Annotated in this window: 16 protein-coding genes and 1 other RNA gene; 7 read left to right on the top strand and 10 right to left on the bottom strand. The window is 41.1% G+C overall.

The genetic code is table 11. The features are described 5' to 3' along the window. Window positions 1-186: 186 nt before the first annotated feature. The 3 genes from ssrS to F946_RS07720 form a co-directional block, all read right to left on the bottom strand. Window positions 187-370, bottom strand: a non-coding RNA gene (ssrS, locus tag F946_RS17025) — 6S RNA. Between the two features lie 99 nt (window positions 371-469). After that, window positions 470-754, bottom strand: coding sequence for a cell division protein ZapA (locus F946_RS07725; protein WP_004980868.1), 285 nt, complete (start codon window positions 752-754; stop codon window positions 470-472). 2 nt (window positions 755-756) lie between these two features. Beyond that, window positions 757-1,308: a hypothetical protein gene (locus tag F946_RS07720; RefSeq protein ID WP_004980866.1), complete on the bottom strand. Its 552-nt coding sequence runs from the start codon at window positions 1,306-1,308 to the stop codon at window positions 757-759. Window positions 1,309-1,372: 64 nt separating this feature from the next. Between F946_RS07720 and F946_RS07715 the strand changes: the two genes are divergently transcribed. The 7 genes from F946_RS07715 to F946_RS07685 all read left to right on the top strand — a co-directional run bounded on the left by F946_RS07715 (window position 1,373) and on the right by F946_RS07685 (window position 8,323). Then, window positions 1,373-2,005 (top strand): UPF0149 family protein, encoded by a 633-nt coding sequence (locus F946_RS07715; RefSeq protein ID WP_004980864.1) that lies wholly within the window; start codon window positions 1,373-1,375, stop codon window positions 2,003-2,005. 79 nt (window positions 2,006-2,084) lie between these two features. Then, on the top strand, window positions 2,085-3,407 hold the full coding sequence (gene pepP, locus F946_RS07710; RefSeq protein ID WP_035326899.1) for a Xaa-Pro aminopeptidase: 1,323 nt from the start codon (window positions 2,085-2,087) through the stop codon (window positions 3,405-3,407). 145 nt (window positions 3,408-3,552) lie between these two features. Beyond that, the gene (locus tag F946_RS07705) at window positions 3,553-4,479 is read left to right on the top strand and encodes a phosphotransferase family protein (RefSeq protein WP_004980857.1); all 927 of its coding nucleotides are present in this window, start codon (window positions 3,553-3,555) and stop codon (window positions 4,477-4,479) included. A 127-nt stretch (window positions 4,480-4,606) separates the two neighbouring features. Further along, window positions 4,607-5,053 (top strand): hypothetical protein, encoded by a 447-nt coding sequence (locus F946_RS07700; protein ID WP_004980855.1) that lies wholly within the window; start codon window positions 4,607-4,609, stop codon window positions 5,051-5,053. 393 nt (window positions 5,054-5,446) lie between these two features. Further along, complete coding sequence (gene ubiH, locus F946_RS07695) at window positions 5,447-6,655, top strand: 2-octaprenyl-6-methoxyphenyl hydroxylase (RefSeq protein WP_004980853.1); 1,209 nt, start codon at window positions 5,447-5,449, stop codon at window positions 6,653-6,655. Beyond that, window positions 6,652-7,896 carry an FAD-dependent monooxygenase gene (locus tag F946_RS07690; protein ID WP_004980849.1) on the top strand — a complete coding sequence of 415 codons (1,245 nt, stop codon included), beginning with the start codon at window positions 6,652-6,654 and terminating at the stop codon, window positions 7,894-7,896. The genes ubiH and F946_RS07690 overlap by 4 nt, the downstream gene beginning before the upstream one ends. A 175-nt stretch (window positions 7,897-8,071) precedes the next feature. Further along, the gene (locus tag F946_RS07685) at window positions 8,072-8,323 is read left to right on the top strand and encodes a hypothetical protein (RefSeq protein WP_004694228.1); all 252 of its coding nucleotides are present in this window, start codon (window positions 8,072-8,074) and stop codon (window positions 8,321-8,323) included. 134 nt (window positions 8,324-8,457) lie between these two features. On the opposite strand, the gene F946_RS07680 is transcribed toward F946_RS07685, so the two are convergent. From F946_RS07680 to F946_RS07650, 7 genes are all read right to left on the bottom strand, one after another. Continuing rightward, on the bottom strand, window positions 8,458-9,114 hold the full coding sequence (locus F946_RS07680) for a DUF2238 domain-containing protein (protein ID WP_004980846.1): 657 nt from the start codon (window positions 9,112-9,114) through the stop codon (window positions 8,458-8,460). A gap of 96 nt (window positions 9,115-9,210) precedes the next feature. After that, the gene (purB, locus tag F946_RS07675; RefSeq protein WP_004980844.1) at window positions 9,211-10,599 is read right to left on the bottom strand and encodes an adenylosuccinate lyase; all 1,389 of its coding nucleotides are present in this window, start codon (window positions 10,597-10,599) and stop codon (window positions 9,211-9,213) included. A gap of 57 nt (window positions 10,600-10,656) precedes the next feature. Further along, the gene (gene hflD / locus F946_RS07670; RefSeq protein ID WP_004980842.1) at window positions 10,657-11,388 is read right to left on the bottom strand and encodes a high frequency lysogenization protein HflD; all 732 of its coding nucleotides are present in this window, start codon (window positions 11,386-11,388) and stop codon (window positions 10,657-10,659) included. Window positions 11,389-11,401: 13 nt separating this feature from the next. Continuing rightward, complete coding sequence (mnmA, locus tag F946_RS07665; RefSeq protein ID WP_004980838.1) at window positions 11,402-12,535, bottom strand: tRNA 2-thiouridine(34) synthase MnmA; 1,134 nt, start codon at window positions 12,533-12,535, stop codon at window positions 11,402-11,404. Between the two features lie 4 nt (window positions 12,536-12,539). Beyond that, complete coding sequence (locus F946_RS07660; protein WP_004980835.1) at window positions 12,540-13,025, bottom strand: NUDIX hydrolase; 486 nt, start codon at window positions 13,023-13,025, stop codon at window positions 12,540-12,542. Window positions 13,026-13,287: 262 nt separating this feature from the next. Beyond that, a complete protein-coding gene (locus F946_RS07655; protein WP_004980833.1) occupies window positions 13,288-14,232 on the bottom strand; it encodes a phosphatidate cytidylyltransferase in 945 nt (314 codons plus the stop codon). Beyond that, window positions 14,229-14,927 (bottom strand): lysophospholipid acyltransferase family protein, encoded by a 699-nt coding sequence (locus F946_RS07650; RefSeq protein ID WP_004980832.1) that lies wholly within the window; start codon window positions 14,925-14,927, stop codon window positions 14,229-14,231. Before F946_RS07650 ends, F946_RS07655 begins: the two co-directional genes overlap by 4 nt. Between the last annotated feature and the right edge of the window lie 52 nt (window positions 14,928-14,979).

Here is a 14,979-nt window from a genome sequence, read left to right as displayed (position 1 = left end):
GACAAATGAAGTAGAAAAATGACTCAATAAAGATTTAATAATCCAATAAAAGCGTTATTTTAAGAGATAGAGAGATTCAAGAATCATTTTGTTCGGTAGCAGGGAGACAAGATGAAAACAATAAGCTTGAAAAATAAAAATTAAAGAGTATTAGCGATGTATGTAATTATTATTTTTAACTAAATAAAGTACTCCGAAGATGCCGCTGCATGTGTCGTTACCCTGAACCCGATGAGTTCAAGGTGGACGCGACGTATACTTGCTGGGTTTCCCACATGAAAGTGGGCATACACTCTAAATATACAGAACACATCCATAAGTTTAAGTATCGGCAGGGGAATAGACCCGCTGGCGAACACCTCAGAGTTGCCTTAAGTATAACGAATCTCACGCTGATGGCAACTCATACACCGCTACGAACTGTAAACAACTGGAGTAAGTGTTGATACTTTATTCAATTAAGTCGAGTTTAAACAAGTTCTGCAACCTCATCGATAATATTTGCCAGTAATCGTTCTGCGTGTGCATACTCTTGCAGTGTTTTATTCATCAACAACACTTCTTGCATTAACTCAAGCGCCACCATAATGATAATTTTACTGGGTTCTACCCGTGGCGCTTTACGGCGAAATTCATCATATTTATCATTTAAAAGCAGAGCTGCACGTTCAAGGTCGGCTTTTTCTTTTTCCGTTGTGACTAAACGAAAGCTATGGCCTAAGACACGTAATTCAACGGTAATTGGTTCGCTCATGATTAAACTTCCTCGCCAGCTTCAGTAGGGTGGGCAAGTTGTTGAATTTCTTGCGCGTGATGATCTTGCTCTGTGCCTAAAATAGCCAAACGTTGGATGATGGCTTCGACTTTGGCTTTAGCATGCTCATTTTTTTGTAACAATCTTTCACGTTCTTGCTGAAGCGCTTGAATTTCTTGCTGAGCTTGACGCTGATCATTGTTCATTTTTTCTTTAATTGCACGTAATTCATTACGTTCAGCCAAGATTTCCTGAAAGCGATTTTTTAAATCCGTACAACTTTTTTCCAAACGACTATAACGATCGGCCAAAGCAGTCGCATCGGTGTTCAAATGTTGATATTGGGTCTGAGCGCTGCTTAATTGCTCAGTTAAATCATCAATTTGTTCTTGTTTCTGGGTAATTAAGCCATTTTTTTGCACAACTTGAGAACGGTGCTGTTCTTCAGCATCCAGTTTAGCTGCATTTAAAGTGCTATTTTCACTTTCAAAATGAGCAAGTCGCGTTTTTAAAACGCCAATATGCGCCTGTAGACGCTGTAATTCTTCTAACATATCGTGGTCGCACAGTGCTGCAAACAAAGGTAATATATAAGAAGTATAGAGATTGGATAAACGAATGCAAGACGATATTTCAGGTTGGTCAGAATGGCAGCCAAATTTTTCTAAAATTGAAGAGATTTCTAGCCCAAGTGAGTTACATGGTTTACTCACAGGTATCATTTGTGTAACTCAGGCACCGAGCCGTGAAGAGTGGCAACACATCCTAACGACTTTGGAAATTCCAGAGTTAAGCGAAGAAGCTTTGGCTTTGTTAGCCGATGAAGCAGAAGATGTCGCACATGCACTTTCTGATGATGAGTTGGACTATTTACCGTTACTTCCCGATGACACTCATACGCTCGCAGACCGTGTACAAGCTTTGGCGGATTGGTGCGCAGGCGTAGTGCTGGGCTTTGGTTTGGCGTCTGGTCATATTCGCCCAGATGAAATGGAACTGATCGAACATTTACAAGATGTCGCGGCAGTTGAGTTTGAAGAAACTGATGATGATGAAGAGGGTGAAGAGAGCTATCAAGAGTTATACGAGTTTGTACGTTTAATTCCTGTGAGCTTATCTGTAGGCCGCAAAAAGATTGCAGTTGAGGAAAGTTCTCTGCTTAAACACTTTCATAACAAGCAACAAATCGATCGTTCTGTAACAGAAGCGAACAATGTTGTAGAAATGTTTACGCCGCATCGCCCAAGCTGATTGGCATAAGATTTGCTGCGCGTACATGATAGGTGCGCGTGGCACTTTTATTCTTTGGTATAAAAAAGACAGATCAAACATGAAACTAACGCAAGTGGATTTTCAGGAACGCCGTGACCGTTTGGCTGCACAAATGGGTCCGAACAGTATTGCCATTATTGCAACCAGTCCAGTGGCGATGCGTAATCGTGATGCAGACTATAAATATCGTACCGATAGCAGCTTTTTTTATCTGACAGGTTTTGCTGAGCCCGAAGCCGTAGCAGTCATTGAAACCTTTGCTGAAGATGATGAAGACGGTTATAGCTACAGTTTGTTCTGCCGTGAACGTGACCGCGAGATGGAAATCTGGAATGGTTATCGCGCAGGTATGGATGGCGCGGTAGATGACTATGAAGCTGACGAAGCGTATGCGATAGATTTGTTAGATGAAGAAATCATTGAAAAACTCTTAAGTAAAGAAAAATTATTCTATCGTATTGGGCAACAGCCTGAATTTGATGCGCGTGTAGCAAAATGGATCACGACTGCCAATGGTGAGTCACGTCGTGGGACTGCTGCACCTGCACAATTGATACAGCTAGACCGTATTTTAGATGAAATGCGTTTGTTTAAGTCAGAACAAGAAATTGCATTGATGCAAACAGCTTCAGATATTTCCGCACAAGCGCATACTCGTGCCATGCAAGCCGTTAAGCCGGGTATGATGGAATATGCTCTAGAAGCTGAGCTGAATTATGTATTTGGTCAGAATGGCTGCGTGCCGTCGTATAACAGTATTGTCGGTGGTGGTGAAAATGCCTGCATTTTGCACTATGTAGAGAACAACAAAGAGCTGAAAGATGGCGATTTGGTGTTGATCGATGCAGCGTGTGAATATGAATATTATGCTTCAGACATCACCCGTACTTTTCCTGTCAATGGAAAGTTCAGCCCTGAGCAAAAAGCACTTTATAATGTAGTGCTTGATGCACAACTTGCTGCCATTGATGCAGTGCGTGTAGGGAACTCGTATAAGGAACCACATAATGTTGCTGTGCGCATTTTAGTCCAAGGTCTACTTGATCTGGGTATTATGCAAGGTGATATTGAAGAGATAATCCAAAAGGAAAGTTTCCGTCAGTTTTATATGCATGGTACAGGACACTGGCTCGGTATGGATGTGCACGATGTCGGTTCATATAAGCAAGAAGGTGTGTGGCGTACCTATGAAGAAGGTATGGTAGTGACGGTTGAACCGGGCTTGTACATTGCACCTGATGATGAAACGGTCGATGTGAAATGGCGTGGTATTGGTATTCGTATTGAAGATGACATTGTGGCAACTAAAAACGGTCCACTGAATTTGACTGCGAAAGTGGTGAAGTCGGTAGAAGAGATTGAAGCGTTAATGGCGCGATAAATATAATTTACTGTATAAAAGCCGATCATGTGATCGGCTTTTATTTTTTATAAGGTATTTATGTTGAATAGAGAACTATAATATTTATAAATAAAAATTTTAGTTATTTCATCATCATTTTTATTCACAACAGAAATTAGGCAGCATGAAAGATTTATCTAAGTTAAAGCATAGGATTCAGGCAAAGACGTTAGATTTAGTTACACAGAGAAATGGGGCTTCAGTGTATCAAGGGCAATCCTCTCAAGGAGAAGTCTTTATCAAAATAGCAAATATTCAAACGGCTAATGATCGTTACTGTGAAATCTTAGAAGCTCTCAAAGAATTTCCACTAACACCAAAGGTATTAAATAAGTTTGAATGGGAAGGTTCTTCTATCCTTGTCATGAGTGCCATAGAAGGTAGGCAAGTCGATCAAGTATTAAAGAATTGTACGCGGGTACAGAAAATTTCTTTGCTTGGGAATGCAGGACGAGCTTTGGGCGAACTTCATCGTGCAATCCCACAGACTCGCTTATTGAATATGAGGTTTTGGCAAGATCGAGATGGCTTATCAACACATTGGGTATTGTGGAAGCAACAATTGGAATTAATGATCTCAAAATGGATGTCTCGTATAAATCCATTGTCATCTGATTATCACGAATTTTGTGACCAATTGAACGAGATACGAAAATACGCTAAAGCGATATATGAGCCGACACAGCTTCATTTACTGCATTGTGACTATATTGGTCGAAATATCCTTGTAGACAGTGAAAATCGGGTTTCGGGTATTATAGACTTTGACGCTGCTCGTATTGGAGATGCGGTTTATGATTTAGCCAAAATTGTTTGGGTGGATATAGATTTCTCTGATTTAGAATTACGGAATGCTTTTTTAGAAGGTTGGGAGTGTACATATAAGCAGACAGTGCCTCAAATAAAATTACTATTCTATGTTGGCATTCAATGTCTTGCGGCAATTGCTTGGACAGATCAAAATCTTTCCGCTGATGGGACAAATGCAGTTTTTCGTGCTTCCGCAATTCGGATGCTGAGGATTGCATTAAAGGAATTAGAGACACTTTGAGTGGATTCAAGTACTCAGTTTTTATAAGGTCTATTTTGTTAAATGGGATTTTTTAAGCTATCAAAACTAGCCATTAGGATTTAATATCTAAATCAATAAATGCATATTCGATATGGAATTTAGACTTATGAAAATAAAAGGTTTTCTTTTAAATCAGAATCCAATTTTTTTTGAGGGGAATCCATATATTTTCAAAAACTCTCCTACAATAAGAATAGAAAAACTTTGGAGTATGTGTAATAGAAATTTTAGTGAAGTTGCTAACAAAAACTATCCTAAAGTAATTCAATCTGTTTTTTCTAAATATAAAGTCAATGAACAGACACATTCACTTAATTCTACTGGGAGAATATTAGAGTTTGATATTTCATGCTCTATGTATGATTGCTTGGCATATGAAGAAACTAAAGGGTTCTTCGGTGAGTGCGATTGTCCACCTCCAGAATTTTGGATTGCTTACATTGACGATAAATTATTTTCTTATATTCCAAAAGAATACTTAGATATAGCAAATTTAGGTGTAGGTATATCTATGAGCGGAAGCTTACAATGGATCCAAACATTAGTAGATTAAATTTTATTCTTTTATAAGATTTGCTAAAATTAACATAATATATCCTATAAGCAATTTTTAAAATTAGCCTTTAAATTCAAATGCTTATATTTTATTGAAGAGCTCAATCTGAATTGATTGGACTTTTTTATGTATTATTTATTTTCTATGATCGTTATTTGTTCAAAGTTCCACATTTCTTATAAGTCTGTTTAAACAGTGTCCTGAAGAAGTTTTGATGAAAATCGAAAAGACTGTCTTTTCAGAAATCATGACATGACACTTTACGGTGAAAGTACGTAAAAACATCCATTTCATTATAAAAAAGAAAATCTTTGATGTAATATAAATCCATTAAAACTTAGAGGTATTTGAAGTTTTTGACTTTAGGTACGCCATAAAAAGGATAGAAGCATGCAACAAGAAGTCATCATAGTCGGTGGTGGTATGGTCGGACTCAGTCTGGCGTTGATGTTAGCCAAACAAAATATTGCGGTGAAGCTTTTAGAGGCGATCAAATACCCAAATTATGATGATGTAAACCTTGCGCCATACCATTCTAGCTTTGATGCAAGAAACAGCGCCTTGTCACGTCGTACAGTTCAAATTTACCAAGAACTGGGTTTATGGAGCGCTTTACAAGAACATGCAACGCCTATTTTTGAAGTAAATATCACCGAACAAGGTAGCTTTGGGAAGGCGCGACTCAAAGCAGAACAAGAAAAAGTCGAAAGCTTCGGGCAGGTCATCGAAAATGCATGGCTCGGTCGTGTACTACTGACGGAAGTCCAAAAACAACCGTTCATTGAGCTGATTGATGGTGTACAAGTCACCCAACTGACCCAAGATACCGATATGGCCTACATAGCAGCGAGTCGTGGAGAAGAACAGTTAACACTCCAAGCGAAAATCGTCATTGCTGCAGATGGACGTGATTCATTCTGCCGTAAAGCCTTAGGAATAGGTGCTTCGGAGCATGATTATGACCAAGTCGCTATTGTGACCACGGTACAAACCTCAAAACCGCACAACCATGTGGGTTTTGAGCGTTTTAGTAGCTTAGGGCCATTGGCACTATTGCCGCTTCCGGGTGAATACCGTCGTTCAGTGGTTTGGCCTGTGAAAAAAGGTACTGAAGGTGAATGGTTGGGCGATGAAAATGACCAGCATTTCTTAGATGCTTTGCAAGAAACCTATGGCGACCGTGCAGGAAAGTTCCAAAAAACAGGTAAGCGTTTTAGTTTTCCATTATCACAAGTATTAGCAGACAAGCAGGCCGTAGGACGCGTGGTCTTAATGGGCAATGCTGCGCATACCATTCACCCCGTTGCAGGACAAGGTTTTAACTTGTGTATGCGAGATGCGCACGTCTTAGTACGTTATTTAACGGAGCAAATTGCTCAAAATGCCGACTTGGGCGATGCTGCAATGTTACAAGCCTATGAGGCTTCACGTTTGACCGATCAACAACGCGTAATTAAGTTCTGTGATTCGGTGGTACGAGGCTTTAGCAATAACAATCCAATCTTAAAATTTATTCGTAATACTGGTTTAGTCGCGTTTGATACGATTCCAGGCATTAAACCACTCGTTGCCAACTATGCCATGGGGCTAAAAGCATGAGTCATGTTCAAACTGATGTTTTAGATGTCGTGATTATTGGTGGTGGTTTGGTCGGTGGGCTGACAGCTTTGCTTTTGGCGCAAGGCGGTGTGCAAGCTACCGTACTGGATGCTGCACCTATTTTAGATGAACATAAGACCTTAAGTGTTGCAAACCCACGTGTCTTGGCACTCAGTCAGGCGACGATACACCTACTTAAAACCGTTGATGTTTGGGACAAGATTGCCCGCCAGATGCCGTATAGTGGCATGCAGGTGTGGAATAAAAATGGCTATGGTGAAATTAACTTTGGTCATGTGTCCAAGCAGGAACCACAAGGCGAACAAGCCCTCGGTTCTATGGTTGAGCCAAGTTTACTTAATTTAGCGATTCAACAGCAGATGCTTGCTGTACTCAACGATTACCGAACTCAGGTTAAAGTTGCTCGTGTCGAAGAAGGTGTTGGGCTATGGTATATCCATTTGGCCGATGGTACGGTGTTGAAAACCAAACTGGTGATTGGTGCAGATGGTGCAAACTCTTTTGTACGGGAACAAGCGTTTATCGATATCGATGTGCTGGACTACAAACAGGCTGGTTTAAGCTGCGCCATTCGCACTGCACAGCCTCATCAACACGTTGCACGTCAGATTTTTTTAGAAACGGGGCCTTTGGCATTTTTACCAATGGCGAGTTTAAAGCCAGAGCAAGCAGGGCATTGGCAGTCTATCGTATGGACGCTCCCCGATGATTATGCAGAAGAATATGCTGCACTTTCAGATGCTGAATTTACCCAGCTATTAACGCGAGAAAGTCATCACATGTTAGGCGAAGTGTTGGAAGCGACACCTCGTGCCACTTTCCCACTCAAAGCACGTGCTGCACAGCAATATGTTAAAGCAGGCTTGGCTTTAATTGGTGATGCGGCTCATGTGATTCATCCGTTGGCGGGGCAAGGTGTGAATATTGGTTGTCTTGATGCGGCTGTACTGTGTGACGTATTGCTACATGATCTAGCGCGTGGCGTGTGGGCACATGAGCAAACACTGAAGCGTTATGAACACCGCCGTAAAGGACAAAATGATGCCATGATGCATAGCATGTCTGCCATCGGTTGGATGGAAACCACACAACTCTTTCCTGTGGTGTGGGCACGAAACTTTGGTTTGAAACAGGTTGAAAAACTGCCTGTATTAAAAGATGCTTTTATGGCACAGGCCAATGGTTTAGGGTTGCTCAAAGAGACGCGTTATGCAGTCTAAGAACGGAAGTGTTAATTTTTAGGCAGTCGTAAAATAAGATTACGATTTTGATTAAAAAAGATACGATTTTCCGTTGAATAAGACTATGCGAAAAGCTGAGAGCTTGTTAAATTTCAACATAATTGGAAACCAGTAATTCATGGGAACTTAAAATGTCATTTGTGGGGAGATTAAGATGACTGATTCAAATGATTATGATGATGTAGAAGACTCAGCAGTCGACGAAGACGAAGCTCAAGCAGCGGAAAAAGGAGCATCAGATTCTTCTGATAATGCTGCGAGTGATGGTGATGTTGCCGAAGCTGAAACACTGACGGTGACTGCAAAATTAAAACAACGCCAAGCACTTGAAGACGAAGTTGCTGCATTCCTTGCTCGTGGTGGCCGAATTACTGAAGTGCCAACAGATGAGTCTGCGAAAGACTAACAGAGTTAAAAACACCACGCCTGACGTGGTGTTTTTTTTGTTTTTTTAAAACTGATGTGCAAGTCACTTGTGCTTGAATGAGTCCTGTATCGTCGTTAATTGTTGTGCTAGACGAATGGTAGAGAAAAAAAGGACTACTTTTTCAATAGACAGGCTATGCCTGTGATGATTGCGCCAACTGTGGCTAAAAGCATGTCTTGATGCGCGTCCCAAATATCACCTTGTTGCCCATTGTAGTTTTCAGCATCTTCAGGCGATAAGCCCATCGCAATAAACCATTCAATCCATTCGTAAATGAGGCTACTTGCCATCACAAATTGAATGACCAGCAAGAATAGGGTGAGTTTAGAAAGTTGGGGTAACCACACTTGAAACAGACGATAGAAAAATGGGTAGAGCAGTAGACCGTACGCTAAATGTACAAAGCGATCATACATATTCCGCGTCCAACCGAAACTCTGGTTGAGGTCTAGGTTTAAATATTGCATCGACCATTCATTATAGGGCACATAAGAATATAGATAATGCGCACCGAGTATATGAATCAGCAAAAACCCAATATAAAGCATAAAACTGATTAAGCTGAGCCCCATTTTATAGAGGCAAATGATCAGCGTAACCAACATGAATACGGTTCCAATCTGATGCAAAATATAAGAGCTGAGTTCAAGGGGATGGATCGATGCGAAAGCAATGGCGACAGCGAGTACAATGAGCGCAATCCAATGCGGTTTTTTCACTTGATAGTCAAAGTAAGCTTTCGTTGTTGTACTTTTCAGGATTGTCATCATTTTTATTGGTTTTTCAATTATGCATCTAGGATATTCTTGTTTGCATTATAGATAAAAAAGCGAAGCCGAAGCTTCGCTTTTTTTAATTTCTAAAAATTAGATTTTAGAAATTAAGTCAGCAACTTGTTTTGCTTGTTCAGCTGCGTTACCTGTATAGGTTGCAGGTGTCATTTCCGCTAAACGTGCGCGGTCGGCAGCAGGGACAGCTTCAAGTTCATTACCATTGACGAAGTCAACCATCATGTCACGCGTCATTGCTTGACCACGTGTCAACGCTTTTAGTTTTTCGTATGGTTTTTCAACGTTGTAACGACGCATTACAGTTTGAATTGGTTCAGCTAGAACTTCTTGCGCATTGTTCAAGTCTTCATCAATACGTGCAGCATTGAGTTCAAGTTTACCAATGCCTTTTGAACAAGCTTCAAAAGCAATCAAGCTTTGTGCAAAACCAACACCCATGTTACGTAGTACAGTTGAGTCCGTTAGGTCACGCTGCCAGCGAGAAATTGGAAGTTTTTCGCCAAGGTGCGCAAGTACAGCATTGGCTAAGCCTAAGTTGCCTTCTGAGTTTTCAAAGTCAATAGGGTTTACTTTGTGTGGCATCGTTGAAGAACCCACTTCACCATCTTTGAGTTTTTGCTTGAAGAAACCAAGCGAGATATAACCCCAAACGTCACGGTTAAAGTCGATCAAAATCGTATTGAAACGACGTAAAGCATCAAACAGTTCCGCCATATAGTCATGCGGTTCAATTTGAGTGGTGTACGGGTTAAAGCTTAAACCTAAAGATTCAACGAATGCTTGTGAGTGTGCAGGCCAGTTGATGTCTGGGTAAGCAGAAAGGTGAGCGTTATAGTTACCTACTGCACCGTTAATTTTGCCTAAAAGCTCAACTTGTTTGAATTGTTTGATTTGGCGCGCAAGACGATATGCTACGTTTGCCATTTCTTTACCCAAAGTGGTTGGGCTTGCCGTCTGACCATGTGTACGAGACAACATAGGTTGGTCAGCATGCTTTTCAGACAATGCCACGATTGAGTCAATGATTTGCTGCATAGATGCAACCAATACATCACGACCACTTTTCAGCATTAATGCATGAGACAAGTTGTTGATGTCTTCAGACGTACATGCAAAGTGAATGAATTCACCCGCATTTTTAAGCTCTTCGATGCCTTCAATTTTTTCTTTCAGGAAGTACTCAACGGCTTTAACGTCATGGTTCGTGGTACGTTCGATGTCTTTAATACGGTTGGCATCGCTTTCAGAAAAGTCAGCAACAATTGCATCAAGTGCAGCATTGGTCGCAGCACTGAAAGCAGGCACTTCAGTGATTTCTGGACGGTTTGCAAGCGCTTGTAACCAACGCACTTCAACAGTCACACGAGCATGGATTAAACCAAACTCAGAGAGGAAAGGACGAAGCGCATCACATTTGCTAGCGTAGCGTCCATCTAATGGAGAAAGTGCGGTTAAAGCGTTCATAGCGATTCCTTAAACTTTGGAATTAAACGTAAAACTAAAAAGCCCGTCGATCATGTGTTAAATCACCTGATACTGTAAACGAGCGAGATCTTGAATATCTTTAAGCAACTTGCGTTTGCTAAACACCATGCCCCATGAACTTCCACCGAGCTGACGCCATAAATGTGCCATTTGTAAGCCAGTGAAGAGGGAAGCGCGAATGCGGTTGGTATGCGATGAATCTTTAAATGCTTCTGCATTGCCCCGCACCATAATGCGTGGGTTAATTTGCCCTGCGGTGTCGACATAGGTTTGTGCGAGGTTGGCAATAATGCTTGGATGTAAATAGTTATTATCGAAAAAAGAAAGCTGTCTTAAGATTTTTTGTTGGGACTGTTCAATAATTTCAACGAATTTGGGGTTGCTATACACTTTCTTTTCTAATTGTAAGAGTGCCATGGCATAGGTCATGGGAAGTTTAGCAGTGGATAGTTTTGGAATTCGAGTTTTGGGTGAGGTATTAAAGGGCTGGGTAATGCTACTTTCTAAGGTTTTTAGTCCTAAGGATATGTCCGCCAGCTGATGAAAGAAGTCTAAAGTTTGTCCGCTTTGGTTGCCCTTCGGTCGGATATTTAAACTGGCTTTAATCAACTGCTCTAAATAGAAGTTACCGCTTTCCCCAATACTTTGTTGACCGCTCAAGGCTGTCATATGCGTCAGTTGCGCGGACTGAAAAACAGCCGCCAACGCCAAAGCTCGGTTTTGGCGTTCGTTCAAAGTTTGAGGCTGTTGAAACGGTAACTCAGCCATGTCTTAAAATCCTTTAAATAAAATCAGGTTTAGGAGCATTGGTATGATGAATCACGCCACCGCCTAAACAAACTTCACCTGAGTAGAATACGACACTCTGACCCGGAGTCACAGCACGTTGAGGTTCATCGAACTCAACACGTACGCCACCTGGGGTAGTCGGATCATTAAAGATCACACAATCTTGGTCATCTTGGCGATAGCGCGTCCGTGAGGTACAACGGAAACCTGTTTCAGAAATCTGCATTTCACCTGCGACCCAGTCAATCGTTTCACTCCAAAGCGCAGTACTTTGCATCAGTGGATGTTCATGACCTTGACCAATCACCAAACGGTTGTTTTCAATATCTTTATGTAGAACGAACCATGCGCCTTCAGCCACACCTTTCAAACCACCAATACCAATACCACCGCGTTGACCGAGCGTATAGTACATTAAGCCGTGATGTTCACCAACCTCTTTGCCATCATCTAAGACGATTTTTCCAGCTTGTGCAGGTAAGTATTGTTTTAAGAAGTCATTAAAACGACGTTCACCAATAAAACAGATGCCCGTTGAGTCTTTTTTCTTCGCTGTGACTAAGTCGTATTGTTCGGCAATCTTACGTACTTCAGGCTTTTCAATTTCCCCTACAGGGAACAACGTTTTATTAATTTCACGGCCATGCACAGCATGTAAGAAATAGGTCTGGTCTTTGTTTTTATCTAAACCACGCAGTAAAGGTGCGTATTCCTCACCTTTAGAGTTGGTCATAGTTTCGCCGCGACGTGCATAGTGACCAGTCGCAATAAAGTCTGCGCCCAGTTGCATGGCATGATCTAAGAACGCACGGAATTTGATTTCTTTATTACATAAAATATCTGGGTTTGGTGTACGGCCCGCAGCATACTCCGCTAAGAAATGCTCAAATACCCGATCCCAATATTCCATAGCAAAGTTAGCGGTGTGTAACTTAATCCCTAGTTTGTCACAGACCGCTTGAGCATCGGCTAAGTCTTCCATAGCCGTGCAGTATTCCGTGCCGTCGTCTTCTTCCCAGTTTTTCATGAAAAGACCTTCAACTTGATAACCTTGTTGAAGAAGAAGAGCAGCAGAAACAGAAGAATCTACACCACCCGACATACCGACGATGACACGTTGTTGCATAGGACTAGGCATCCAAACTTGAAATAAGGGGAGAATTTTGGTGCTCATAAACGAGCGATAAAGGATATTTTTGACCCGCGAGTGCGTCTTGAACCGCTTTAATCACCAATGGACTACGTGCACGAGCCGTTTCGAGTAGTTCATCCAAAGTCATCCATACTGCACCCACGATACCTGTATCGAGTTCGGCGGTTGGATGGTGATGAAGTGACTGCGCTAAAAAGCAGAAACGATAATACGTGCGATCTGGAAACATAGGTGGTGTATAGGTATAAATGCCCAATAAAGCATCTATAGACACTTCATGTCCTGTTTCTTCCATGGTTTCACGAATGGCCGCTTCGATGAGTGTTTCACCTGATTCAACATGGCCTGCAGGCTGGTTAAATACAGTGTGTGTCACACCCGCAGTATGCTCTTCTACAAATAGAAATTTTCCGTCATTTTCAACAACAGTTGCGACGGTGACGTGAGCTGTCCAAGCGGTCATATAAAAGCACCATGGGGTAAAAGGGCTATTCTACAAAATTTAGCAGTGCGTGGCTATGGAGATTTGCTTTGGTTTGTGAAGTGTTGGGAAGCGGTTAAGAAAATAAAAAATGACAAAAGGGCGCTTGTAAGGTAACACCACATAGACATTATACAGCATCGACAAAATATCATGAGGCAGAATGCAAGCCAAGCGAGTGCTGAAACTGGGTTGGTCTGGGGGAAATTTATCGTTTAAATATTTGTCTAACCCAATTTGCCAATTAACTCCACCAATATCTAAGTATATGAAAGAAAATAGGTGCAGAAAAGCAAATAGAATCAATGCGGTCTAGCATTCCGCCATGGCCATGAATGAGTTGTCCCCAATCCTTAACACCACGATCACGTTTAATCGCAGACATAACGAGGCCGCCAAAAAAGCCAAAGATACAAACAACCAATCCAATACAAGCAGCTTGAACATAGCTAAACGGTGTTAACCAAGCCATTGCAGTCCCTAAAGCTGTGGCTAAGAAAATACCACCGAGTAGGCCTTCGACTGTTTTTGATGGGGATAAAACGGGTGCAACTTTGTGTTTGCCAAATAATTTTCCACACACATACTGTAACACGTCAGAGGCTTGAACCACCATAATTAACCAAATGGCTAGCCAAATCGGTTCACCTTTAAATTCTGGAAGTTTCAAATTCAACAATGCTGGAACATGTGAAATACAGAATACGCTGACCATGAGCCCCCATTGAATTTTTGAACTACGTTCTAGAAAATGGGTGGTGTCTTCTTGTTTTAAGCTGGCAATAGGAATTAATAAAAATACATAGAGCGGAATAAAGATTGAATACAGGCCATACCAGTCGGTATAAATCAAATAATATTGATAGGGAATAACAAAATAGAATGCAATCAGTAATGGAAAATAATCGCCCCGTCTGGTCGGCAGTAAGCTAATGAACTCACGTAGGGCAAACAAAGAGATAATTCCAAATAATACAATAAATGCGGTTTTTCCGAGTAAAATTGCAGCAGCAATCACGATGAGCATGACCCACCATGCATTGATTCGTGCATTTAAGTTATCGATAACTGGTGAAGATTGAGAGCCTGCTTTTTGTTTGAGAATAAAACCAACAGTTGAAGCAAAAACTAAAATGCCTGCAAAAATAGCAAATAGGGCATAGGTTTTATTAAGGTTGTCTAACATCATTGATTTTCAACCTCTTTTAATTTTAATAATTGTTTTTGCGCATAATCTATAAAGATGTCCTTATGCATGTCTAAATGTTGTTCTAAAGGGCAACCAAAACAAACTGTAGAAAGTAACGGTAGAGGGATAAATGCACCTTTGGGCATAACCCGTCTTAAATTTGAAATCCAAACGGGAACAATTTCAATGTCTGGAAACTGTTTGTGCAAATTATATAAGCCACTTTTGAAGGGGAGTAATTCAATATCATCATTTAGATTGCGCGTACCTTCAGGGAAAAAGATAATCGAGTAGCCTTGTTCAAGTGCATCTTTAACGGGTTGTAATGGATCAGTATGATCATCTCGGTTACGCTGAATCGTTATACCATTGAAGGTATCTTTAATAAGGAATTGGCGAAAGCCATCTTTCAGCCAATAATCAGAAGCAGCCACAGGCTTGGTTTTCCGTCGCATGATTGTCGGCAAAGATGACCACAGCAGTATAAAGTCGATATGGCTATTGTGGTTGGCGTAATAAATACGCTGTTTGGGCACAGGCTGACAACCGATCCATAAACTACGTGTACCTGTTAACAGACGCGCTCCACGCCGTGTAAAAAATGCAATTAAACGGGCAATAGAATGAGTCGCAAAATGACTTTGAGTTTGCTCTAAAGCTGTTTTTTTCTCGTTTTGAAGCGGAGTTTTATTCATTGCATAAACCAATTTTATCAATAATTTCAATGGAATTTTAGCCAGTAGAAAG

Source organism: Acinetobacter johnsonii ANC 3681 (genome assembly GCF_000368805.1).
GTDB lineage: Bacteria > Pseudomonadota > Gammaproteobacteria > Pseudomonadales > Moraxellaceae > Acinetobacter > Acinetobacter johnsonii.
This window is presented reverse-complemented; position numbering and strand designations above follow the sequence as displayed.

Coding starts and splice junctions, on each gene's coding strand:
- F946_RS07725 (WP_004980868.1), bottom strand. CDS start 754: ATGAGCGAACCAATTACCGTTGAATTACGTGTCTTAGGCCATAGCTTT.
- F946_RS07720 (WP_004980866.1), bottom strand. CDS start 1,308: ATGTTAGAAGAATTACAGCGTCTACAGGCGCATATTGGCGTTTTAAAA.
- F946_RS07715 (WP_004980864.1), top strand. CDS start 1,373: ATGCAAGACGATATTTCAGGTTGGTCAGAATGGCAGCCAAATTTTTCT.
- pepP (WP_035326899.1), top strand. CDS start 2,085: ATGAAACTAACGCAAGTGGATTTTCAGGAACGCCGTGACCGTTTGGCT.
- F946_RS07705 (WP_004980857.1), top strand. CDS start 3,553: ATGAAAGATTTATCTAAGTTAAAGCATAGGATTCAGGCAAAGACGTTA.
- F946_RS07700 (WP_004980855.1), top strand. CDS start 4,607: ATGAAAATAAAAGGTTTTCTTTTAAATCAGAATCCAATTTTTTTTGAG.
- ubiH (WP_004980853.1), top strand. CDS start 5,447: ATGCAACAAGAAGTCATCATAGTCGGTGGTGGTATGGTCGGACTCAGT.
- F946_RS07690 (WP_004980849.1), top strand. CDS start 6,652: ATGAGTCATGTTCAAACTGATGTTTTAGATGTCGTGATTATTGGTGGT.
- F946_RS07685 (WP_004694228.1), top strand. CDS start 8,072: ATGACTGATTCAAATGATTATGATGATGTAGAAGACTCAGCAGTCGAC.
- F946_RS07680 (WP_004980846.1), bottom strand. CDS start 9,114: ATGATGACAATCCTGAAAAGTACAACAACGAAAGCTTACTTTGACTAT.
- purB (WP_004980844.1), bottom strand. CDS start 10,599: ATGAACGCTTTAACCGCACTTTCTCCATTAGATGGACGCTACGCTAGC.
- hflD (WP_004980842.1), bottom strand. CDS start 11,388: ATGGCTGAGTTACCGTTTCAACAGCCTCAAACTTTGAACGAACGCCAA.
- mnmA (WP_004980838.1), bottom strand. CDS start 12,535: ATGCAACAACGTGTCATCGTCGGTATGTCGGGTGGTGTAGATTCTTCT.
- F946_RS07660 (WP_004980835.1), bottom strand. CDS start 13,025: ATGACCGCTTGGACAGCTCACGTCACCGTCGCAACTGTTGTTGAAAAT.
- F946_RS07655 (WP_004980833.1), bottom strand. CDS start 14,232: ATGATGTTAGACAACCTTAATAAAACCTATGCCCTATTTGCTATTTTT.
- F946_RS07650 (WP_004980832.1), bottom strand. CDS start 14,927: ATGAATAAAACTCCGCTTCAAAACGAGAAAAAAACAGCTTTAGAGCAA.